Here is a 22,289-nt window from a genome sequence, read left to right on the forward strand (position 1 = left end):
GGCCCGTGTGGCCGAAGATCAGAACAGGTGCGGCAGCCCGATGGCCGAGTCCACGGCCAATGCGCAGAACACCACGGCCAGATAGTTGTTCGACTGCAGGAACAGCCGCAGCGGCTTGACCGGCTCGCCGGCGCGGACCCCGGCGTAGAGCTGGTGGGCCATCGTCAGGAACCACACCCCGGCGACCACGGCGACGGCCGCGTACAGCCACCCCGTCGCCAGCGCCAGCGCCAGCGTGGCCAGCACGGTCAGCCAGGTGTAGATCAGGATCTGCTTGGTCACCTGACGCTCGGTCGCCACGGCCGGCAGCATCGGCACGCCCGCCGCCTTGTAGTCATCCTTGTAGCGCATCGCCAACGCCCAGGTGTGCGGCGGCGTCCAGAAGAAAATGATGGCGAACATCACGAGCGCGGGCCACTGAATGGTGCCGGTGACTGCCGACCAGCCGATCATCACCGGCATGCAGCCGGCCGCGCCGCCCCACACCACGTTCTGCGAGGTGCGGCGCTTGAGCAGCAGCGTGTAGACGAACACGTAGAACGCGATCGTCGCCAGGCCCAGCAGCCCGGACAGCAGGTTCGTCGTCCACCAGAGCCAGACGAACGAAGCCACCGTCAGCACCAGGCCGAGCACCAGGGCGTTGCGCGTGGGCACCGCCGCACGGGCCAGCGGCCGCCGCGCAGTGCGCTTCATCACCTTGTCGATGTCCGCGTCGGCCACGCAGTTGAGGGTGTTGGCGCCGCCGGCGGCCAGCATCCCGCCGATCAGGGTGTTGAAGATCAGCAGCGGGTTCACTGTGCCGCGCTGGGCCAGCAGCATCGCCGGGATGGCGGTGACGAGCAGCAGTTCGATGACCCGCGGCTTGGTCAGCGCCAGATACGCCAGCACGGTGGCTTGTATCCGGCTTGGCAATCGGCTCGGCGCGGCGCGCCCGCGAACGCTCACGCAATAACTCCTTGGGGTCGCAGCGGCGCGCAGCATCTACTACACAAGATGGTAGACCGCGTTATGGCGATGGCCCGCCCGCGGGTCCAACACGGCCGATTTTTCGCAGACTTCCGAACTGAATGTTAAGCGCTTTCGACGGGCGCGTAATTTTCACACCTGCCGGCCGTGGGTACCCGAAATCCTGCGCTGCAAGAGCCGGCCCTCCCACACTAGGGTGGGATTGATCAGCTCGATGACCCAAGGACTGAGTCTGTGACGACACTCGAAGAGATCTCTACGCTGACCCAACCGCACCTTCCCGACGACTGGACCGAACTCGACTCGGCTGCCGTCGACACCATTCGGGTGCTCGCCGCCGACGCGGTGCAAAAGGTCGGCAACGGCCATCCCGGGACGGCGATGAGCCTGGCGCCGCTGGCCTACACCCTGTTTCAGCGGGCAATGCGCCACGACCCCAGCGACACCCACTGGCTAGGCCGCGACCGCTTCGTGCTGTCGGCCGGGCACAGCAGTTTGACGCTGTACATCCAGCTGTACCTGGGTGGTTTCGGGTTAGAGCTCTCCGACATCGAATCGCTGCGCACCTGGGGATCCAAGACACCCGGGCACCCGGAGTTCCGGCACACCGAGGGCGTTGAGATCACCACCGGCCCGCTCGGACAGGGCCTGGCGTCTGCGGTGGGCATGGCAATGGCCGCGCGCTACGAGCGCGGCCTGTTCGATCCCGACGCCGCCCCGGGCACCAGTCCGTTCGACCACTTCATCTACGTGATCGCCTCCGACGGCGACATCGAAGAGGGCGTCACCTCCGAGGCGTCGTCACTGGCGGGCGTGCAGCAACTGGGCAATCTCATCGTCTTCTACGACCACAACCAGATCTCGATCGAGGACGACACCAACATCGCGCTCTGCGAAGACACCGCCGCCCGCTACCGCGCCTACGGCTGGCACGTACAGGAGGTGGAGGGCGGCGAGAACGTCGTCGCGATCGAGGAGGCCATCGCCAACGCCAAGGCGGCCACCGACCGGCCGTCGTTCATCTCGCTGCGCACCATCATCGGCTACCCCGCGCCCAAGCTGATGAACACCGGCAAGGCGCACGGCGCGGCGCTGGGCGACGAGGAAGTCGCGGCCGTCAAGGAGATCCTGGGCTTCGATCCCAACAAGACGTTCGAGGTGCGCGACGAGGTGCTCGCCCACACCCGCAAGCTGGTGGACCGCGGCAAGGAAGCGCACGAGAAATGGCAGGCGGATTTCGACGCCTGGGCGCAGGGGCAACCCGAACGCAAGGCGCTGCTGGACCGGTTGACGGCCGAGGAGCTGCCCGACGGCTGGGACGCCGACCTGCCGCACTGGGAACCAGGCTCCGACCCGATCGCCACCCGCAAGGCCTCCAATGAAGTGCTCAACGCGGTCGGACCGAAACTGCCGGAGCTGTGGGGCGGTTCGGCCGACCTGGCGGGCAGCAACAACACCACCATCAAGGGCGCCGATTCCTTTGGGCCGCCGTCCATTTCAACCAAGGAATACACCGCGCACTGGTACGGCCGTACGTTGCATTTCGGTGTTCGCGAACACGCGATGGGCGCCATCCTGTCCGGCATCGTGCTGCACGGCCCAACCCGCGCCTACGGTGGCACGTTCCTGCAGTTCTCCGATTACATGAGGCCCGCGGTGCGCCTGGCGTCGTTGATGGACATCGACACGATCTACGTGTGGACCCACGACTCCATCGGTCTCGGCGAGGACGGCCCGACCCATCAGCCGATCGAGCACCTGGCGGCGCTGCGGGCAATCCCAAACCTGTCGGTGGTGCGCCCGGCCGATGCGAACGAGACCGCCTACGCCTGGCACACGGTCCTGGCTCGTGGCAACGGCAGCGGCCCGGTCGGCCTGATCCTGACTCGCCAGAATGTGCCGACCCTCGAGGGCACCAGCGCCGAGGGCGTCGCCCGGGGCGGCTACATCCTGGGCTCGGACGGCGAGGAGTCCGGCCAAGACCCCGACGTGGTACTGATCGCCACCGGCTCGGAGGTCCAGCTCGCGGTTGATGCGCAGAAGTTGTTGGCGGGCAAGGATATTGTCGCGCGGGTGGTTTCCATGCCGTGCGTCGAATGGTTCGAGTCGCAGCCCGAGGACTACCGCGACAGTGTGCTGCCGCCGACCGTGTCGGCCCGGGTGGCCGTAGAGGCGGGCATCGCGCAATCCTGGCACAAACTCGTGGGCGACACCGGCAGGATCGTCTCGATCGAGCATTACGGCGAATCCGCCGACTACAAAACGTTGTTCCGTGAATTCGGTTTCACCGCAGAAGCCGTCGCGGCCGCCGCGGAACAGGTAGTCGATAACTGAGAGAGGGCGATTCACATGACTCAGAACCCTAACCTCGCGGCGCTGTCCGCCGCGGGAGTGTCCGTTTGGCTGGATGACCTGTCGCGCCAGCGGCTGCAGTCCGGGAACCTACAGGAGCTGATCGACACTAAATGCGTTGTCGGCGTGACCACCAACCCGTCGATCTTCCAGAAGGCGCTCGCCGAGGGCGACGCCTACGAGGACCAGATCGCGGAGCTGGCCGAGCGGGGCGCTGATGTGGACGCCACCATCCGCACCGTCACCACCGACGACGTGCGCAACGCGTGCGACGTGCTCAAACGGGAGTGGGAGGCCTCCGACGGCGTCGACGGACGGGTCTCCATCGAGGTCGATCCGCGGCTGGCCGCCGAGACCGACAAGACCATCGCCCAGGCCGTCGAGCTGTGGAAGATCGTCGACCGGCCGAACCTGTTCATCAAGATTCCAGCGACCAAGGCCGGCATCCCCGCGATCACCGCCGTTCTCGCGGAAGGCATTTCGGTCAACGTCACGTTGATCTTCTCCGTCGAGCGGCACCGCCAGGTGATGGACGCCTACCTGGCCGGCCTGGAGAAGGCACGCGAGGCAGGGCATGACATTTCGAAAATCCATTCCGTCGCATCGTTTTTCGTGTCTCGGGTGGACACCGAGGTGGATAAGCGGCTGGAGAAGATCGGCTCGGAGGACGCCAAGTCGCTGCTGGGGCAGGCCGGAGTGGCCAACGCACGCCTAGCCTACGCGGCCTACCAGGAGGTCTTCGAGGGCGGCGATCGCTACGAGTCGCTCAAGGCCGACGGCGCCCGGGTGCAGCGACCACTGTGGGCGTCCACCGGCGTCAAGAACCCCAATTACTCCGACACCCTCTACGTCACCGAGCTGGTGGCGCCCAACACGGTGAACACCATGCCGGAGAAGACACTTGACGCCGTCGCCGACCACGGTGAGATCAGGGGTGACACGGTCACCGGCACCGCCGGGGAGGCGCAGGCGGTGTTCGACAAACTGGAGCAGATCGGTATTGACCTGACCGACGTCTTCAAGGTGCTGGAGAAGGAGGGCGTGGAGAAGTTCGTGGATTCCTGGAACGAGCTGCTTGAGGAAACACAGAAGCAGCTGGGTTCCGCCTCCAAATGAGTCCAGCCCGCACCACGCAACAATGGCATAACCCATTGCGGGACAAGCGCGACAAGCGGCTCCCGCGGATCGCGGGGCCGTGCGGGATGGTGATCTTCGGCGTCACCGGCGACCTGGCCCGCAAGAAGGTCATGCCGGCCATTTACGATCTGGCCAATCGCGGGCTGCTGCCGCCCAGCTTCTCCCTGGTGGGCTTCGCCCGCCGGGATTGGAGCACGCAGGATTTCGGCGACGTGGTGTACGAGGCGGTCAAGGAACACTGCCGCACCCCCTTCCGGCAGGAGAACTGGGATCGGCTGGCCGAGGGATTCCGTTTCGTGCCAGGCGCTTTCGACGACGACGAGGCGTTCGGCCGGCTGGCCGAGACGCTGGACAAGCTGGACGCCGAGCGCGGCACCGGCGGCAACCACGCCTTCTATTTGGCCATTCCGCCCAAGTCCTTCCCGGTGGTGTGCGAGCAGTTGCACAAGTCGGGTTTAGCGCGCCCGCAGGGCGAGCGGTGGAGCCGGGTGGTCATCGAGAAGCCGTTCGGTCACGACCTGGAAAGCGCGCAGGCCCTGAACAAGGCGGTCAACGCGGTCTTTCCCGAGGAGGCGGTGTTCCGGATCGACCACTACCTGGGCAAGGAGACGGTCCGCAACATCCTGGCGCTGCGGTTCGCCAACCAGTTGTTCGACCCGATCTGGAACGCGCACTACGTCGATCACGTGCAGATCACCATGGCCGAGGACATCGGTCTGGGTGGCCGGGCCGGCTACTACGACGGCATCGGCGCCGCGCGCGACGTCATCCAGAACCATCTGATGCAGCTGCTGGCGCTCACCGCGATGGAAGAGCCGGTCAGCTTCAGCCCGTCGGCGCTGCAAGCCGAGAAGATCAAGGTGCTTTCGGCCACCCACCTCGCCGAACCCCTCGACGAGACCACCAGCCGCGGCCAGTACACCGCGGGCTGGCAGGGCAGCGAGAAGGTGGTCGGGCTGCTGGACGAAGAAGGGTTCGCCAAGGACTCGACCACCGAGACGTTCGCCGCCATCACGCTCGAGGTGGACACCCGCCGCTGGGCGGGGGTGCCCTTCTACCTGCGCACCGGAAAACGGCTGGGCCGCAGGGTGACCGAGATCGCCCTGGTGTTCAAGCGGGCGCCGCACCTGCCGTTCGATGCGACCATGACCGACGAGCTGGGGGCCAACGCCATGGTGATCCGGGTGCAGCCCGACGAGGGCGTCACGCTGCGGTTCGGCTCCAAGGTGCCGGGCACCGCGATGGAGGTCCGGGACGTCAACATGGACTTCTCCTACGGCTCGGCGTTCGCCGAGGAATCGCCGGAGGCCTACGAGCAGTTGATCCTTGATGTGCTGCTGGGCGAGCCGTCGTTGTTCCCGGTCAACGAAGAGGTCGAATTGGCTTGGGAAATACTCGATCCCGTGCTCAAAAATTGGGCGGCCGGCGGTAAGCCCGAACCCTATGAGGCGGGCAGCTGGGGCCCGGAATCGGCCTTCGAGATGCTGCGCCGCACCGGCCGGGAATGGCGGCGGCCCTGATGATCATCGACATGCCGGACACCGCCACAACGGCGGTCAACAAGAAGCTCGACGAATTGCGGGAAAAGGTCGGCGCCGTCGCGATGGGCCGGGTGCTGACCCTGATCATCGCGCCGGACAGCGAGGCAATCTTCGAAGAGTCGCTGAAGGCGGCCAACGACGCCAGCCATGAGCACCCCAGCCGGATCATCGTGACGATGCGGGGCAATCCGTACGCGGACAAACCGCGGCTGGATGCGCAGCTGCGCGCGGGCGGAGACACCGGAGCCGGCGAAGTCGTGGTGCTGCGGCTGTCCGGGGCGCTGGCCGGTCACGCCGCCAGCGTGGTCACCCCCTTCCTGCTGCCCGACATCCCGGTGGTGGTCTGGTGGCCCGATGTTGCGCCCGCGGTGCCCGCACAAGACCCGTTGGGACGGTTGGCCATTCGTCGCATCACCGACGCCACCAACGGCGTCGACCCGTTGTCGGCGATCAAGAGCAGGCTGCCCGGATACACCGCGGGTGACACCGACCTCGCCTGGGCGCGCATCACCTACTGGCGTGCGCTGCTCACCTCCGCCGTCGACCTGACGCCGCACGAACCGATCGAGTCGGCGTTGGTGTCCGGTCTGGCAACCGAGCCTGCCCTGGACGTCCTGGCGGGATGGCTGGCGAGCCGGATCGACGGCCCGGTGCGCCGGGCGGTCGGCGAGCTCAAGGTCGAACTGCAACGCAGGAGCGAGACCATCGTCTTGAGCCGGCCGCAGGAGGGAAGGACGGCCACGTTGAGCCGGACCTCCCGGCCGGACGCCCTACTCCCCTTGGCGCGCAGGGAAACCGGTGAGTGCCTGGCCGAAGACCTGCGTCGACTGGATCCCGACGAAATTTACCAATCAGCGCTCGAAGGCATTGAGAAAGTGCAATACGTGTGAGCACCAGCATCGAAATTTTCCCGGACAGCCAGACCATGGTGGAAGCCGCCGCCGCGCGGCTGACCGACACCATCGCGAACGCCGTGGCGGAGCGGGGTCGAGCGCTCGTCGTGCTGACCGGCGGCGGCAACGGCATCGGCCTGTTGCGGTCGTTGGTGGGACGAGACATCGACTGGTCGAAGGTGCATCTGTTCTGGGGCGACGAACGCTACGTCCCCGAGGACGACGACGAGCGCAACGACAAGCAGGCACGCGCCGCGTTGCTCTCCCAGGTCGACATACCGTCCAGCCAGGTGCACCCGATGCCGGCCAGTGACGGGGAATTCGGCAACGACCTGGCCGCCGCGGCGCTGGCCTACGAGCAGCTGCTGGCCGCCAATGCCGCGCCCGGCGAGCCGGCTCCGAACTTCGATGTGCACCTGCTGGGCATGGGACCCGAGGGTCACATCAATTCGCTGTTCCCCGATACCCCGGCCGTACTCGAGAACACCCGCATGGTGGTGCCGGTCGACGACTCCCCCAAGCCGCCGCCGCAACGAATCACCTTGACGCTGCCCGCCATTGCACGTTCGCGCGAAGTCTGGCTGATGGTCTCCGGCGGTGGCAAGGCCGACGCGGTGGCCGCCGCCATCGGTGGCGCCGCACCGGTCAACGTGCCGGCCGCCGGGGCTGTCGGGCAGGAAACCACGCGATGGCTGCTCGACGAGGACGCCGCGGCCAAGCTGCCGTCGCGGTCTTCGAGCCAAAGCTAGCGTTCGACGCGGTAGCTGCCTTCGGGCTCCCGCCCGACCCGGGCCGGGTCATAATGACGGACATGGCAGACAGAACCGTGCGCGGGGGGCAAGAGCGAAGCCGGATCAAGACGCTCACCCAGGCCGCGTTGAACGCCGACAAGACGGTGGAGCAGGTCGAAGACGTCCTCGACGGTTTGAGCACCACCATGAAGGAGCTCAGCAGTTCCCTTTCCGCCCTGAACGCCACGGTCGAGCGCCTGGAGGCGGGCCTGGATCACCTGGACGGCACCATGACCAGCCTGGACGACCTGGCCAAGCGGCTGATCGTGCTGGTCGAGCCGGTGGAAGCCATCGTCGCGCGGGTCGACGACATGGTGCGGGTGGGCGAGACCATGATCTCCCCGCTGGCGATCACCGAGCATGCGGTGCGCGGCTTCGTGGACAGGCTGCGCAACCGGACCATCCAGTAGCCGCCTCGGCAGGACCCTCGATGGCCACCTTGCTGCTGCATCACTCCGCCTTCGCCGACCATCGGACGGCTCCCGGCCATCCGGAGCGGCCCGACCGGTACCGCGCGGTGGAGGCGGCGCTGAGCCGGCCGCAGTTCGACGCCCTGGTGCGCGAGCAGGCCGAGCCGGCCGACCTGGCGACGACCCGCTACGTGCACTCCAATCGCTACGTGGACGCGCTGGAAGCCGCGCGACCCGACGAGGGTTACGTCTACCTCGACGGCGGCGACACCATGATGGAGCCCTCGACCTGGGACACGGCGTTGCGTGGGGTGGGCGCCACGCTGCAGGCTGTGGACCGGGTGCTGGCCGGGGACGCCCAGAATGCCTTCGTCGCGTGCCGCCCGCCGGGTCATCACGCCGAGACCGAGCGGGCCATGGGCTTCTGCCTGTTCAACAACGTCAGCATCGGGGCGCGTCATGCACAGCGCAAGCACGGGCTGATGCGGGTAGCCATCGTCGATTTCGACGTCCATCACGGCAACGGCACCCAGCAGATCTTCTACTCCGACCCGAGTGTGCTTTATGCGTCCACGCATCAGATGCCGCTGTTTCCCGGGACCGGCGCGGCTCGAGAAACCGGCGTGGGCAACATCTTCAATTCGCCGCTGACGCCCGGTGACGGAGGCGCCGAATTGCGCACGGCGTTCCAGGACCGGATAGTGCCTGCGTTGCAAGCGTTTTCGCCCGAGCTGATCATCGTCTCGGCAGGTTTCGACGCCCACGAACGCGATCCACTCGGCTCGCTGACCATGACGGCCGCCGACTTCGCCTGGGTCACCAGGGAATTGATGACGTCAGCCGAAAAGCTGTGCGACGGCCGGTTGGTGGCGGTGCTCGAGGGCGGCTACGACCTGCAGGGCCTGACCGATTCGGTCACCGAGCACGTCGGCGAACTGCTGAAGGGCTGAGCTAACTTGCCTTCTGGTGCATCTCGGGGTACGGGCCGCCGACCGGCGTCGCCGCCCCCAGGATCTCGTCGATGGCGACGAGATCGCCTTCGGACAGCGTGACGTCGGCCGCGCGGGCGCTTTCCTGCAGGTATTGCAGGTGCTGGGCACCGACGATGGCCACGTGGACACCCGGCTGCGCGATGGCCCGCGCGATCGCCAGCTGGCTGATCGTCACGCCCAGGCCGGCGGCCAGAGCCTCAAGGCGCGCAACGACTTCCAGGTTGCGCAGGTAGCCGTCGCCGCTGAAGATGTCGCTCTTGCCGCGCCAGTCCTGGGCGGCGAAACTGGTGTCGGCCTTCATCGTGCCGGTCAGCAGACCGTGCGCCAGCGGCCCGTACACCATCACCCCGATGTCGTGCTCGCGCGCATACGGCAGCAGCTCGTCCTCGATATCGCGGCGGAACAGGTGGTAGGGCGGCTGCACCACTTCCACCGGCAGCGTCTCGGAAAACTCGCGCACCTGCGCGGTGTCGTAGTTCGACACACCCACATGGCGAATCTTGCCTTCCGACACCAGTTCTGCGAGTGCCCCGGCGGTGTCGGCGGCCGGGGTGTTGGGATCGGGCCAGTGCACCAGGTAGACGTCGATGTGGTCGATGCCCAGTGCGTTCAGGCTGGACTCCACGCCTTCGCGCAGCCATTTCCGGCTGCCGTCGCGAACCAGGCCGTTGCCGGTGGCCCGCAGGCCGCCCTTGGTGGCGATCACCACCTCGTCCCGAGACTTCTTCAGGTCGTCGCGAAGGGCCTTGCCCAGCAGGCGTTCGGACGCGCCGAACCCGTATTGCTGCGCGGTGTCGAAGAAGTTGATGCCGAGCTCGCGGGCGCTGCGGATCATGGTGATCGCGGCCTCCTCGTCGGCATGGCCCCAGTCACTACAAAACTCCCAGGTACCGAACGCCAACCGGGAAACCTCGAGCCCCGTCTTGCCGAATGTGATGGTCTTCAATGGCAACCTCCCCGTTGCATAGACGTCCACTGCGTATGCGGCCGGTGCGGCCGAGCCCCCGAACTCAACCATAACCAGGCCGATGCCGCGGCCCGCAACGTCAATGCTCAGCGCGGGAAGTAGCGGCTGTCGTTGTCGACCGAGTCGAAAATGTCCAGTGCGTGCTGGAACGGCCCGGACGTGATGCGCTGATCGGTCGCGTACGAGTGATCGAGCTGGAACACGACGCACAGCAGCACACCCAGCAGAACCGCGACCGTGCCGGACACGATGACGTGGCCGACGGTGCTGCCCATCCGCAGGAAACCCGTAAACGCAACCAGCACAACCGCACCGAAGATCAGGCCCGCCCACATCAGGGCGGGTATCCGCGGCTTGGTGCCCACGATCCGCTCGTTACGGTCGGACGCCAGCTCGCTCAACTGGTTGAGGAATTGCTGATTGATCGGCTTGGCCGCGATATTGGGCTGCTGGCGCCCGACGGTGCGATACATCCGGGTGATCGCGGCGCGCGCGCCGTCGTTGCGCTGCTTGTTCCACTCCGGGCCCGCCACCGCGCTCGCGTACTTACGCAACAGCTCCTGAACTTCGGTGCGCTCCGGTTCGGGCATCGCGACAGTTTGCCGGTACATCGTCGTCAGCGCCGACGCCTCGCCGGACACGACTACCTGGGTGGACGAGAAGTGTTCCCAGGTGGCCACCACGGTGAAGCCCAGCAGGGCGCCGTAGATGAACCCGACGACGGTCAGGAACGAGGCGATCGCCGGGTTCGGGTCCTTGCCGTAGCGCTGCATCGGCAGGATGCGGTTTCCCAGCCAGATGGAGCCCACTGCGATCGCGATCGCCACGGCGATGACAGAAACCAGAAAGAGCCACAGGGGTAGTCCGGATCCGCTCACTGCTCTCCTCGGTCGGCGTCGCGTCGATTCAGGGTATTCGCGAGCGGGCCGGGCCGGTGACCGATTCGGGGGTTATCAGCCGCTGTTTCGCAGCGCGCTGGCCAGTCCGTTCATCGTCAGCAAAATGCCGCGCTGCACCAATTCGTCGTCATCACCGGACCGGTAGCGGCGGAGCAACTCCACCTGCAGGTGATTCAACGGCTCGAGGTACGGGAAACGGTTGAACACCGAACGCGCCAGCGCCGGGTTGTCGGCCAGCAGGTTGTCCTGACCGGTGATGAGCTTGTGCATGGCGATGGTTCGGCGGTGCTCGTCGACGATCTTGTCGAACACCCGGTGCCGCAACTCCTCGTCGTCCACCAGTTCGGCGTAGCGCGCCGCCAGGCCGAGGTCACTCTTGGCCAGCACCTGGGCCAGATTCGACAGCACGCTGCGGAAAAACGGCCAGCGCTGGTACAACTCGTGCAGGATGTCCACCCGCTCGCTTTCGCTTTCCGGGCCCGCCGCGATCCACTGCTCGAACGCCGACCCGGTGCCGTACCAGCCGGGCAGCATCACCCGCGACTGACTCCATGCCAGCACCCACGGGATGGCGCGCAGGTCCGAGATGGACTGGGTGGGTTTGCGTGAGGTGGGCCGGCTGCCGATGTTCAGCGAACCGATCTCGCTGACCGGCGTGGAGGCCATGAAGTAGTCGACGAAACCCGGTGTGTCGTGCACCAACTCGGCATAGGCACGCTGCGCCAGCACGGCCACCTCGTCGAGCACCGCATACGCCGGCTCCGCCGCGTCGCCCAATCCCTCTACATCCAGCAGCGTCGATTCCAGCGTGGCGGCCAGCAGGCTCTCCAGGTTGCGTTGCGCCGCTTGCGGTTCGGCGTATTTCGCGGCGATCACCTCGCCCTGCTCGGTGAGCCGCAGCGAGCCGTTCACCGCCCCGGGCGGCTGCGCCAGGATGGCTTCGTAGCTCGGGCCGCCGCCGCGGCCGACGGTGCCGCCGCGACCGTGGAAGAGCCGCAACCGGATTCCGGTCTTGCGCGCCACCTCGACCAGGGCCAGCTCGGCCCGGTACACCGCCCAGCTGGAGGCCAGATATCCGCCGTCCTTGTTGGAGTCGGAATAGCCCAGCATCACTTCCTGGCTGTCGTCGCGCGCGGCCACCAGCGCGCGGTAGATCGGGAGTTCGAGCATCGCGTGCAGGATCGTCGCACCGTTGTGCAGATCGTCGATGGTCTCGAACAGCGGCGAGATGCCCACCGGGCAGTACGGCGCATCTCCGGACACGTCGATCAGGCCCGCCTCCTTGAGCAGGATCGCGGCCTCCAAGACGTCGGAGACCGAACGGCACATGGAGATCACGTAATTCGGTACGGCGGACGGCCCGTAGCGCTCGATGGCGTGCGCGGCCGCGCGTACCACGCCCAGCTCTTTGTGCGCCAGCTCGGACAGTTCCGCGCGGTCTCCGACCAGCGGCCGGCGGGTGGCCAGTTCGGCGGCCAACAGCTCGACCCGCTCATCTTCGGGCAGCGAACCGTAATCCGGATGCACCCCCGCCCACGCCAGCAGCTCGGCGACCACTTCCTCGTGCACGTCGGAGTTCTGCCGCATGTCCAGGCCGCACAGATGAAACCCGAAGACCCGCACGCCTTCTCGCAGCAGCGCCAGGCGGTCGTCGGCCAGCAGTGCGCTGCCGTGCGCGCGCAGCGACGCATCGATGGTGTCCAGGTCGGCCTGCAGCTCAGCCGGGGCAGCGTACGGCGTCAACCCCAGGTCCAGCTCGTGCTGCGGTCGCCGGTCCAGGATCTGGGCGCCCGTCGCGGTGAGCCGGGCGCGGATCACCCGCACCGCGCGCCGGTACGGCTCGTCGGCGCGGGCCTTCTCGCCGCAGCCCTCGGCCAGCTCGGTCAGCTCGGGGGTGACCGCGACCAGGCGCGCCGACATCGACAGCTCCTGTTCCAGGGCGGTCAGTTCGGCCAAGTAGTGCGCCAGCGCGGTGAACGCGGCGTTGCCGGTGGCCTGGCGCACCACGTCGCCCGTCACGTTCGGATTGCCGTCGCGGTCGCCGCCGATCCAGGATCCGGGCTGCAGGATCGGCTGGTTCAGCAGGTCCGCGTCGGGCCAGCGTGTCCGCAGCGCGTCGCGCACCCCGGCGTTGACCTGCGGGACCACCCTGAAGAATGCCGCGGCATAATAGCGCAGCCCCACCTCGATCTCGTCGGTGATCTGGAGCCGCGACAACCGGATCAGCGCGGTCTGCCACAGCGTCAGGACCTGGCGGCGCAGCTCGAGTTCGATATTGCGGCCCTCGTCGGTCTCCTGATGCCCCTCGGCGCGCAGCCGCATCAGCTCGGTGATCCGGTGCTGGGTGACGAAGACGGTGCGCCGGCGGGTCTCCGTGGGGTGCGCGGTGATCACCGGGGCCACCACCGCGCCCTTCAGCGCGCCGGCGACGGTAGCCGAATCCAGTTGCGCCCGGTCGAGTTTGGCGTAGGTCGCGGCCAGGCTGCTGTCCTGCGGCGCTTCGCCGGCGGCGACGTGAATCGCCCGGCGGCGCTCCCGGTGGATGTCTTCGGCGACGTTGGCGAGCAGGGCGAAGTGGCTGAACGCGCGGATGACCGGGATGGCCTGACGGATGTCGATGCCATCGAACATCCGCGCCAGCTCGGCGCGGTCGATCTCGGAGCGGCGCACCCGGAACGATTCCACCCGGGCGCGTTCGACGAGCTCGAACACTTCGTGCCCGTTCTGCTCGCGGACGGTGTCGCCCAGGATGGCGCCCAGCAGCCTGATGTCGGCCCGCATCGGTTCGGTCGCCTCACGACCGACCAGGGTGCGCTGTACGGCGCCGATCGGTTCCAGCGTGCCCTCGGATGCCTCAACCATGGGACCCAGTATCGATGCGGATGTCAGCGTCCGCCCGTCGACAGATCAGCGGTCAGCGGTACTTGATCAGCAGCGCCATGCCGACGATGCACACCAGCCAGATGGCGGTGACGAAGTACGTCAGCCGGTCCAGGTTCTTTTCCACCACCGTGGAGCCGGACAGGCTGGACTGCACACCGCCACCGAACAGCGTGGACAGGCCACCACCCTTGGCGCGGTGCAGCAGCACCAGCAGCACCACCAGGATGCTGGTAACGACCAGCGTGATCTGCAAAGCCAACTGCATGACGGCCAGCCTACCGGGGCGGGGTGGTTCTCAGGGCACCCCCCTATGGAAGGGGCCCACCGGCGGCGATCGCCGCCATCGTGGCAAACTGCTCGCCGTCCAGGGACGCGCCGCCGACCAGACCGCCGTCGATGTCGTCGCGGGCGACCAGCTCGCCGATGTTCTTCGCGTTCACCGAGCCGCCGTAGAGCACCCGGACGTTCTCGGCGATTTGCGGTGACGCCAGCGCGGCCAGTTCCTTGCGGATCGCCGCGCAGACCTCCTGGGCGTCGCCCGCGCTGGCCACCCGCCCGGTGCCGATGGCCCACACCGGTTCGTAGGCGATGACGACCTTGCCGAGCTGTTCGGCGGACAGCCCGGCGAGCGAACCGCGCAGCTGTTCCTCGCAGTGGACGACGTGGTTTCCCGCCTCGCGGACCTCCAGGTGCTCGCCGATGCAGACGATGGGGGTCAATTCGTGCCTGAGCGCCGCGGCGGCCTTGGCGGCCACCACCGCGTCGTCCTCGTGGTGGTAGGTCCGCCGCTCGGAGTGCCCGACGACGACGAACCTGCAACCCAGCTTGGCCAGGAAGGCGCCGCTGATGTCGCCGGTGTAGGCGCCCGAGTCGTGCTCGGACAGGTCCTGCCCGCCGTAGGTCAACCGCAGCTTGTCGCCGTCGACGAGGGTTTGCACGCTGCGCAGATCCGTGAACGGCGGCAGCACCGTGACGTCCACCTTGTCGTAGTACTTGTCCGGCAACGCGAACGCGATCTTTTGCACCAGCGCGATGGCCTCGAAGTGGTTGAGGTTCATCTTCCAGTTGCCGGCGATCAGCGGTTTGCGGCTCACGACTCAGGGCCTCCCTAGTTGTGGTCGGGCTGGGGTCGGCTCAACACCTCGATGCCCGGAAGCGTCTTGCCCTCAAGGTATTCCAGCGACGCTCCCCCACCGGTGGAGATGTGCGAGAAGTCGCCCTCGGGGATGCCCAGCGCGCGCACCGCGGCCGCGGAGTCCCCGCCGCCCACCACGCTGAACGCGCCTTTGCGGGTGGCCGCGGCGATCGCCTCGGCGACGCCCTTGGTGCCCGCGGCGAACGCCGGGAACTCGAACACGCCCATCGGGCCGTTCCAGAAGACGGTGCTGGCGTTGGACAACAGGGCCGCGAACCGCTTCACCGAACCGGGCCCGATGTCCAGGCCCATCGCGTCGTCGGGAATCGCCCCGGCCGCCACGGTCTGCGGCGTCGCGTCGGCGGCGAATTTCTCGCCAACCACGATGTCCACCGGTAGCCGCAGGACGTCGTGGTAGGTGTCCAGCAGTCGACGGCAGGTGTCCACCATCTCGGTTTCCAGCAGCGACTTGCCCACCGAATGCCCTTGCGCCGCAAGGAAGGTGAAGCACATCCCGCCGCCGATCACGATGCTGTCGGCCTTGGTGGCCAGCGACTCGATGACGCCGAGCTTGTCGGACACCTTCGACCCACCCAGCACCACCGCGTAGGGGCGCTTGGTGGAGCTGGTCAACTGCTCGAGCACCTGGATCTCGTCGGCCACCAGCGTGCCGGCGTAGTGCGGCAGCAGGGTGGCGATGTCGTACACGGAGGCCTGCTTGCGGTGCACCACGCCGAAGCCGTCGGAGACGAAAGCTCCTGTCGGCCCGACCAATTCGGCCAGCTGCTTGGCCAGCGCCAGCCGCTCGCCGTCGTCCTTGCTGGTTTCGCGGGCGTCGAAGCGGATGTTCTCCAGCAGCAGGACGTCGCCGTCGGTCAGGCCCTCGGCGCGCGCCAGCGCGTCGGTGCCAACGACGTCGCCGGCCAGCTGCACGTGGCGGCCGAGCTGCTCACCGAGTGCCGCGGCGACGGGCGCCAGTGACAGCTTCGGGTCGGGTCCCCCCTTGGGCCGCCCCAGGTGCGCGGTGACCACCACCTTGGCGCCCGCATCGACCAGCGCCTTCAGCGTCGGCACCGAGGCGGTGATGCGCCCGGCATCGGTGATCTTGCCTTGCGAACCGGACCAGTCGAGCGGCACATTCAGATCGGAGCGCACCAGCACGCCGCGCCCGGAAACCCCCTCGGCGAGAAGGTCTTTCAGAGTGTGGACAGCCACGGTTTACAGCGACTTGCCGACCAGGGCGGCCAGGTCGACGAGGCGGTTGGAGTAGCCCCATTCGTTGTCGTACCAGGACACCACCTTGGCTTGGTCGTCGATCACCTTGGTCAGGCCGGAGTCGAAGATCGAACTGTGCGGGTCGGTGACGATGTCGCTGGACACGATCGGCGCGTCGTAGTACTTCAGGATGCCCTTCATGGGTCCCTCGGCGGCGGCCTTCATCGCGGCGTTGATCTCGTCGGCGGTGGCGGACTTCTTCAGCTCGGCGGTGAGGTCGGTGACCGAGCCGGTGGGGATCGGCACCCGCAGCGCGTACCCGTCCAGCTTGCCCTTCAGCTCCGGGAGCACCAGGCCGATGGCCTTGGCGGCGCCGGTGGAGGTCGGCACGATGTTCAGCGCGGCGGCGCGGGCCCGGCGCAGGTCCTTGTGCGGCCCGTCCTGCAGGTTCTGGTCCTGGGTGTAGGCGTGGATGGTGGTCATCAGGCCCTTGACGATGCCGAACTCGTCGTTGAGGACCTTGGCGATCGGGCCGAGGCAGTTCGTGGTGCACGAGGCGTTGGAGATGATGTTCTGGCTGCCGTCGTACTTGTCGTCGTTGACGCCCAGCACGATGGTGATGTCCTCGTCGGTGGCGGGAGCGGAGATGATCACCTTCTTGGCGCCGGCGTCCAGGTGGCCCTTGGCCTTGGCCGCGTTGGTGAAGATGCCGGTGGACTCGACGACGACGTCGACGCCCAGGTCGCCCCAGGGCAGCGCCGCCGGGCCTTCCTTGACCTCGAGCGCCTTGATCTTCTTGCTGCCGACGACGATCGTGTCGTCACCCTCGAGGCTGACGTCGTGGGGAAGGCGGCCCAGGATGGAGTCGAACTTCAGCAGGTGCGCCAGGCTGGCGTTGTCGGTGAGGTCGTTGACCGCGACCACCTCGATGTCGGCGGTGCCTTGCTCCTGTTGGGCCAGTAAGGCCCGGTAGAAGTTCCGCCCGATGCGACCGAAGCCGTTGATACCTACTCGGACCGTCACTTGTCTCTCCTGTCGTCTTTTCTTTTCTGTGTCGTCTTCGCTGTGCCTTTGCATGTCCGCCGCACAGTGCCTGTGGTCAGCCTAGATCAGCGGCACAAAGGGTTGCCGCGCCGGTCAGAGTGCGGACCACTGCCCTTGCAGGATGACCATCGGTACAGGTCAAATCGTGTGCTGAACATCACCCTGGATTGTGCTTGCGGGCCCAGCCCAGCGCCGCGCCCGCGGCCGCACGGGTGGAGGCTGGGCTTGCGGGTGGAAGCCCGTACAGGCCGCCTCCCGCACACCCTTCCCCACGCTGCACGCTGCACGTCAACAACGTTGGCACGCGGCGTTAGGATGAGACGGCGCAAACCGAGGCACATACATATAGAGGAACGGGACGCCCACGATGGCGAAGCAACCGACAGTTGCCGCTGACGGACCTGATCCGTCCGTCGACAACCGCCCGGAACACGGCCCGGTCAGCCGGTCAGTGGTTTTGCAGTGTGCGTTGCGATTGGTCGATCGTGACGGTGTGGATGGATTGTCGATGCGGCGCCTGAGTGAGGCGGTGGGTCGGGATCCGACGGTGATCTATCGGCATGTGCCGAACAAGGCGGCGCTGCTCGACGGGGTCGCCGAGATCGTGCTGGGCCAATTGCGGGTGGACACCGCAGACGCGGACTGGGCCGGGCAGCTGCGCGCGGTGGCGCATGACTTCCGCCGACTGGCCCTGGCGCACCCGAACGTGGTGCCGCTGTTGGTGACTCGACCACTAGCCACGCCGCTGGGGCAGCGGCCGCCGGGTATGCTGCGGCCATTGGAGGACGTCGTTGCGCTGCTCACTTCGGTGGGCTTCAGCGGAGTCGACGCGCTACACATTTACCGGGTGCTGTTCGGCTACCTGTATGGCCATATCCTCACCGAGTTGCAGGAGGTCGTCGAGCGGCCCGAGGAGTCCGATGATGTGCTGCGCCTCGGGTTGCACCGGCTGGCGATCACCGAGTTCCCTCAGGTGCGTGCGCTGGCCTCAGCACTGGGCTCCTATAACGGTGCAGCCGAACTAGACCGCGCCCTGGATCTGTTGTTCATCGGTCTAAACGCCACCGTGGCAGCGCCACGGCGTTCGGCCCGCAAGCGCGTGAGGAAGTAGGCGGGCATGGGTCAACTGCGTCTCGGTGTCATCAGTGCGACTCGTAAGCACAACGAGCGCCGTCTGCCGATCCATCCACACCATTTCCACCGGATGCATGCCGATGTTCGCGCAAGCATCTATCTCGAAGCGGGGTAGCGGGGGCCGATCTTCGCAGCGGCCAGGTGTTGGGGGCTGGCCGCACTGCGTGCAAGACGAGGAGCTGACGCAGCGCGCCATCGAGCGTCGACAGACGCTGATCGCGTTCGAGTCGATGAACCTGTGGAGCCGCAACAGCTCGTTCAAATTGCATGTGTTCCATAAGAACAACGAGATCGCGGGTTATTACTCGGTGCTGCATGCCATGTCTATCGTCAGTTGGTCGGGTACCTACGGTCGCCGGCTGCGGGCAGGCAGAGTGCCGCTCGCCGGATTCCTTGCCCAGCGCGACATTCTCGTCAACTGCGTGTTGCAGGATAGCAACGCAGCACTCATCTTCCGGGGCGACGACGACCTCGCCGCACTACGGCCGAACAGCCTCATAATCGACGTATCCTGTGATGAGACAATGGGTTTAATCTGGGCACTCCCCACCTCGTTTGCGCGACCGACGTTTTCCGTCGGGGCGAACGTCACCTGCTACGCGGTCGATCACAGCCCTTCCTACCTGTGGGATTCGGCGACCTGGGAGATCAGCGGGGCGCTGCTCCCCTACCTAGCGACCGTGATCGCCGGGCGTGACGCGTGACAGGCCGATCGAACGGTGCGTCGGGCGATCGAGATCCTCGACGGGACTGTGCTGAATCCGAAAATCCTGCCCTTCCAAAATCGGCGTACCCAATATCCGCATGCTCGTCGCGCACGCGGCGGCCGCGAATCGGGGTAAGCTCATCGATATCGAGCAGCTCGGTTGCGAGCGAACATGCTCGACTACAAAGGAAATTCGATGGCTTCGCTCACAACGATCCGCACTCCCTACGAGATTCGTCTCCAACTCGTCACGGACACCATCAGCGCCCACTCCAAACTGGGCAGTGACGCGGCAGTCAAACTCGCCGCACATGTCCTGGCCGCATTGAACTCGATCCCCGAGAAGGTGCGCTGAGCAACGGCCCCGACTGGGCTCAAATATCAACGCCCGCACGGCTTCCGATTTGTGCGCGTTCTTTCGACGTACTGAAGGCTTGATCGAGGCCCCGACACCCTCGTTCGCTCATCGGACATCGCCGTTCACAACTGCGCGTTGAACCGATTCGCGTTAGTGTCAACAGTGTAGACGTATGGAGATGCGCCACGGTGTAGACTGGTCGAAGTGCCGCTGGCACGAATTGCGAGAAGGTGCCACCTATCACCGAATCACCTTGCGGCCGTGCGCTTTGGCGCATGTCCGGCGCCGTCGTTGCTGAGCGCGGCGGGAAAAATCGCGAGCCAAACTTTTTGAGCTGACAGCTCGGATCTACGGATGGAGCAGCATGATGAAACGATTGACCGGTCTGGACGGTGTCACCCTGCACGGCGAAACATCCGTGATGCCCACCCATGTGACGGCAGTGTTGTTTTGCGACCCTGAGGCGCGCGGCGAAATGACCGCCGCGGCGATTTCCCAGCTGCTCGCTGAGCGCACTGCTGCGACGCCGGGTTTCCGGCAGCGCCTGCTCACCCGAGCTTTCGGGTTGGGCCAGCCGTCATGGATCGAGGACCCCGCGTTCGATGTCCACAGCCATCTTCATTGCGTCCGGCTGGCCAAACCCGGCACCATGCGAGAGTTGACCACACTCATCGGTGAGCTGCATGGGCAGCCTCTGGACCGCCGCCGCCCGCTCTGGGACGCGTGGGTCGTGCAAGGTCTCGCCGACGGCAGACTCGTCGTGTTGATCAAGTTCTCCCACGCCATTACCGATGGTGTGGGCGCAGTGACATCGATGCTGCCCGAACTGATGACTGTTGACGCGCACGCTGAATTTGCTGCGGCACCCGAGCACGCCCGGGCCACGATGCCACTCGCGGCCGCGAGAGTGTGGGACGCGATCGACGAGGTCGCATCCAACGCCGCTGTGGGGATTCGGATCGCCGGCAGGTTGGGCCCCGTCGCGGTGAAGTCGGTGGTAGGAACCGCGCTGGGATCGGTACGTCGACTCCTCCCGGGTGTCGGCCCGCAACGGCCCGATGGTTTGGATTCCGAAGAGGACGAGAACTCGCCGCGAACGCAGCTCAACGCCCCGCTCACCGCGCGACGCAGCGTTGCGTTCGCCACGTTGGCCATGGATGACCTGCGGGCCATCACCGCCGCGTTCGACGTCACCGTCAACGATGTTTTCCTGACCGCAACGACATCGGCGCTGCGCCGTTGGTTGGCAACCCATGACACGGTGCCCAGTCATCCGCTGCGCACCATGATGCCGATCTCGACACGTGGTAGCGATGGCAACGCGTCCAATAGTTGGTCACCGGTGCTCGTCAAATTGCCGGTCAATCTGGCCGATCCGGCACAGCAGCTGGCCAGCATTCACGACGCTACATCCAGGATCAAGGACGGGCGACGCGCAGTGCCGCCCGTCAACCTCGCCGACGTCATAGATCTCGTTCCACCTGTGGTCATCGCCATGGCGATGGGTGTGTACACCGCCTTGAAACTGTCGCGATTCCACTCGCCAGTCGCCCATGTCATCACTTCCAACGTTCCGGGTCCCAGTGACGAAATCTATTGCGCCGGAGCACATGTGCTGGGAATGCATGCCATGGCCCCGCTGTTTGAGGGCTCCAATCTCAACATCACCGCCGTGTCCTATGGCGACACCCTGGCCGTGGGCATCGTCGCGTGCCCCGACAACGTCGACGACGTCGCATCGATCGCAAGCGACATCGAAGACGTGCTCGGCGAACTGAAAGTGGCCGCCGACGAAAAAACCGGCCAGAGCGCAGGCTTAACCCGCTCCAGCGACTCGGAGCCCGCCACGAATACCACTGCCACAACCCAATTCGCGGGGGCGCGAATTGGGCCGGCGCGCGCAATGGGCCTCGCGGCACGAGATGCCAGCGTAGCCCACTTCCCTAGTCACAGTGTGCCAACGCCGTAGGCCCACAGTGTTGACATTACATTTGATAGGGCGTTTACTGAAGGTCCAGTCCGAAACTGGTCGTCGGCGCTCACGAGTACGCCGTAGCACACCGCACTCAGGCTCTCACGAACGGCACTATGCCCGTCCTGGGACTTGCGGTTCCGGTCACCAGCATCATGATCTTCGTCTAGCCGACGCGTAGCGCCTACTCAGCTGAAGACCCGCGACCAAACACCGGAAATGAGGCGACAATGAGAAACTCTGGCCGCGCGAAACGAAACACTTTCCGCGAGAATGTGATCCACGTGGGCGCGGGCTTTCTCGCCAAGGAGCGTCCGCACGTCACACAGACGCTGTCCACGCTCGAGACGCATCTAGGCAGGTGGGATTCGAGTGATGTGGACATAGAAGTCACCCTGCAGGACCGCGGCGGCAAGGAGCAACGCATCACGCTGCGCACAACCCTTCCCGGCCATCCACTACTGGTAGCGGTCGCGGAAAATCCGGACATCACCCGTGCTCTGTGCGATGCAAAGCGCGAGTTGACCCGGCAGCTTGAACACCAGAAGTCGACGCACGATCCGATGAACAACCGTCGGCTCAGGCGCGCGACGATCCGCCATCCGATCTAGTTCCGCACCTTTCGAGGTCGCCCCGGTACGCAATGCAGGACCCACACAGACAGCAGCTCGCTTTCAGCGAGCAGATAGGTGCACGACCATGACGCACACTACCGAAACCCATTCGGTCATCACCTCTGCCGCGAAGCGCTTCACGCTCCCAACAGAATCCGATATCTCGTTGATCGACAATGGCCCATTGACCATCGAAGACGTACTCCGTGCGGGCATGCGCCGCAGGGCCAGACGTAAGGAAATGGCCCGGGAGTCGATCTGGGATTCCGAGGGCGGCGTG

Annotated in this window: 19 protein-coding genes and 1 pseudogene; 12 read left to right on the forward strand and 8 right to left on the reverse strand. The window is 66.2% G+C overall.

The window, feature by feature from the left end; all coding sequences use genetic code 11:
• Positions 1 to 18: 18 nt before the first annotated feature.
• A complete protein-coding gene (locus B8W69_RS08690) occupies positions 19 to 945 on the reverse strand; it encodes a heme o synthase (RefSeq protein ID WP_085289430.1) in 927 nt (308 codons plus the stop codon).
• A 255-nt stretch (positions 946 to 1,200) separates the two neighbouring features.
• Between B8W69_RS08690 and tkt the strand changes: the two genes are divergently transcribed.
• From tkt to B8W69_RS08725, 7 genes are read left to right on the forward strand one after another with little or no spacing between them, the layout of a single operon-like run.
• Positions 1,201 to 3,300: a transketolase gene (gene tkt, locus B8W69_RS08695; RefSeq protein ID WP_085289431.1), complete on the forward strand. Its 2,100-nt coding sequence runs from the start codon at positions 1,201 to 1,203 to the stop codon at positions 3,298 to 3,300.
• 15 nt (positions 3,301 to 3,315) lie between these two features.
• Positions 3,316 to 4,434, forward strand: a complete 1,119-nt coding sequence (tal, locus tag B8W69_RS08700; protein ID WP_085289432.1) for a transaldolase — start codon at positions 3,316 to 3,318, stop codon at positions 4,432 to 4,434.
• On the forward strand, positions 4,431 to 5,975 hold the full coding sequence (gene zwf, locus B8W69_RS08705) for a glucose-6-phosphate dehydrogenase (RefSeq protein ID WP_085289433.1): 1,545 nt from the start codon (positions 4,431 to 4,433) through the stop codon (positions 5,973 to 5,975). Before tal ends, zwf begins: the two co-directional genes overlap by 4 nt.
• Positions 5,975 to 6,886: a glucose-6-phosphate dehydrogenase assembly protein OpcA gene (opcA, locus tag B8W69_RS08710; RefSeq protein ID WP_085289524.1), complete on the forward strand. Its 912-nt coding sequence runs from the start codon at positions 5,975 to 5,977 to the stop codon at positions 6,884 to 6,886. The genes zwf and opcA overlap by 1 nt, the downstream gene beginning before the upstream one ends.
• On the forward strand, positions 6,883 to 7,638 hold the full coding sequence (gene pgl, locus B8W69_RS08715; RefSeq protein WP_085289434.1) for a 6-phosphogluconolactonase: 756 nt from the start codon (positions 6,883 to 6,885) through the stop codon (positions 7,636 to 7,638). The genes opcA and pgl overlap by 4 nt, the downstream gene beginning before the upstream one ends.
• A gap of 53 nt (positions 7,639 to 7,691) precedes the next feature.
• Positions 7,692 to 8,090, forward strand: a complete 399-nt coding sequence (locus B8W69_RS08720; protein WP_085289435.1) for an ATPase — start codon at positions 7,692 to 7,694, stop codon at positions 8,088 to 8,090.
• A gap of 20 nt (positions 8,091 to 8,110) precedes the next feature.
• Entirely contained in the window at positions 8,111 to 9,040 is a 930-nt protein-coding gene (locus tag B8W69_RS08725; RefSeq protein WP_085289436.1) for a histone deacetylase family protein, read from the forward strand.
• A gap of 1 nt (position 9,041) precedes the next feature.
• Here the strand turns inward: B8W69_RS08725 and B8W69_RS08730 are convergent, their stop codons facing one another.
• From B8W69_RS08730 to gap, 7 genes are all read right to left on the reverse strand, one after another.
• Positions 9,042 to 10,028: an aldo/keto reductase gene (locus B8W69_RS08730; protein WP_085289525.1), complete on the reverse strand. Its 987-nt coding sequence runs from the start codon at positions 10,026 to 10,028 to the stop codon at positions 9,042 to 9,044.
• 107 nt (positions 10,029 to 10,135) lie between these two features.
• The gene (locus tag B8W69_RS08735) at positions 10,136 to 10,927 is read right to left on the reverse strand and encodes a bestrophin-like domain (protein ID WP_085289437.1); all 792 of its coding nucleotides are present in this window, start codon (positions 10,925 to 10,927) and stop codon (positions 10,136 to 10,138) included.
• A 75-nt stretch (positions 10,928 to 11,002) separates the two neighbouring features.
• On the reverse strand, positions 11,003 to 13,810 hold the full coding sequence (gene ppc, locus B8W69_RS08740; protein WP_085289438.1) for a phosphoenolpyruvate carboxylase: 2,808 nt from the start codon (positions 13,808 to 13,810) through the stop codon (positions 11,003 to 11,005).
• 52 nt (positions 13,811 to 13,862) lie between these two features.
• Entirely contained in the window at positions 13,863 to 14,096 is a 234-nt protein-coding gene (secG, locus tag B8W69_RS08745) for a preprotein translocase subunit SecG (RefSeq protein WP_085289439.1), read from the reverse strand.
• A 43-nt stretch (positions 14,097 to 14,139) separates the two neighbouring features.
• Positions 14,140 to 14,925 (reverse strand): triose-phosphate isomerase, encoded by a 786-nt coding sequence (gene tpiA, locus B8W69_RS08750; RefSeq protein WP_085289440.1) that lies wholly within the window; start codon positions 14,923 to 14,925, stop codon positions 14,140 to 14,142.
• 14 nt (positions 14,926 to 14,939) lie between these two features.
• Positions 14,940 to 16,181: a phosphoglycerate kinase gene (locus B8W69_RS08755; protein WP_085289441.1), complete on the reverse strand. Its 1,242-nt coding sequence runs from the start codon at positions 16,179 to 16,181 to the stop codon at positions 14,940 to 14,942.
• Between the two features lie 3 nt (positions 16,182 to 16,184).
• Positions 16,185 to 17,204: a type I glyceraldehyde-3-phosphate dehydrogenase gene (gene gap, locus B8W69_RS08760; RefSeq protein ID WP_085289442.1), complete on the reverse strand. Its 1,020-nt coding sequence runs from the start codon at positions 17,202 to 17,204 to the stop codon at positions 16,185 to 16,187.
• 388 nt (positions 17,205 to 17,592) lie between these two features.
• Between gap and B8W69_RS08765 the strand changes: the two genes are divergently transcribed.
• The 5 genes and pseudogenes from B8W69_RS08765 (at position 17,593) to B8W69_RS31280 (ending at position 22,006) form a co-directional block, all read left to right on the forward strand.
• On the forward strand, positions 17,593 to 18,336 hold the full coding sequence (locus B8W69_RS08765) for a TetR/AcrR family transcriptional regulator (protein WP_085289443.1): 744 nt from the start codon (positions 17,593 to 17,595) through the stop codon (positions 18,334 to 18,336).
• Between the two features lie 6 nt (positions 18,337 to 18,342).
• A pseudogene (locus tag B8W69_RS32195) lies at positions 18,343 to 19,201 on the forward strand (Rossmann-fold NAD(P)-binding domain-containing protein).
• Positions 19,202 to 19,237: 36 nt separating this feature from the next.
• Positions 19,238 to 19,420 carry a DUF6307 family protein gene (locus B8W69_RS08775; protein ID WP_085289444.1) on the forward strand — a complete coding sequence of 61 codons (183 nt, stop codon included), beginning with the start codon at positions 19,238 to 19,240 and terminating at the stop codon, positions 19,418 to 19,420.
• A 367-nt stretch (positions 19,421 to 19,787) separates the two neighbouring features.
• A complete protein-coding gene (locus B8W69_RS08780; RefSeq protein ID WP_085289445.1) occupies positions 19,788 to 21,392 on the forward strand; it encodes a wax ester/triacylglycerol synthase family O-acyltransferase in 1,605 nt (534 codons plus the stop codon).
• Positions 21,393 to 21,625: 233 nt separating this feature from the next.
• Positions 21,626 to 22,006 (forward strand): HPF/RaiA family ribosome-associated protein, encoded by a 381-nt coding sequence (locus B8W69_RS31280; RefSeq protein WP_245843177.1) that lies wholly within the window; start codon positions 21,626 to 21,628, stop codon positions 22,004 to 22,006.
• Positions 22,007 to 22,289 lie beyond the last annotated feature (283 nt).

This window comes from Mycolicibacterium vulneris, from assembly GCF_002104765.1.
Classification (GTDB): domain Bacteria; phylum Actinomycetota; class Actinomycetes; order Mycobacteriales; family Mycobacteriaceae; genus Mycobacterium; species Mycobacterium vulneris.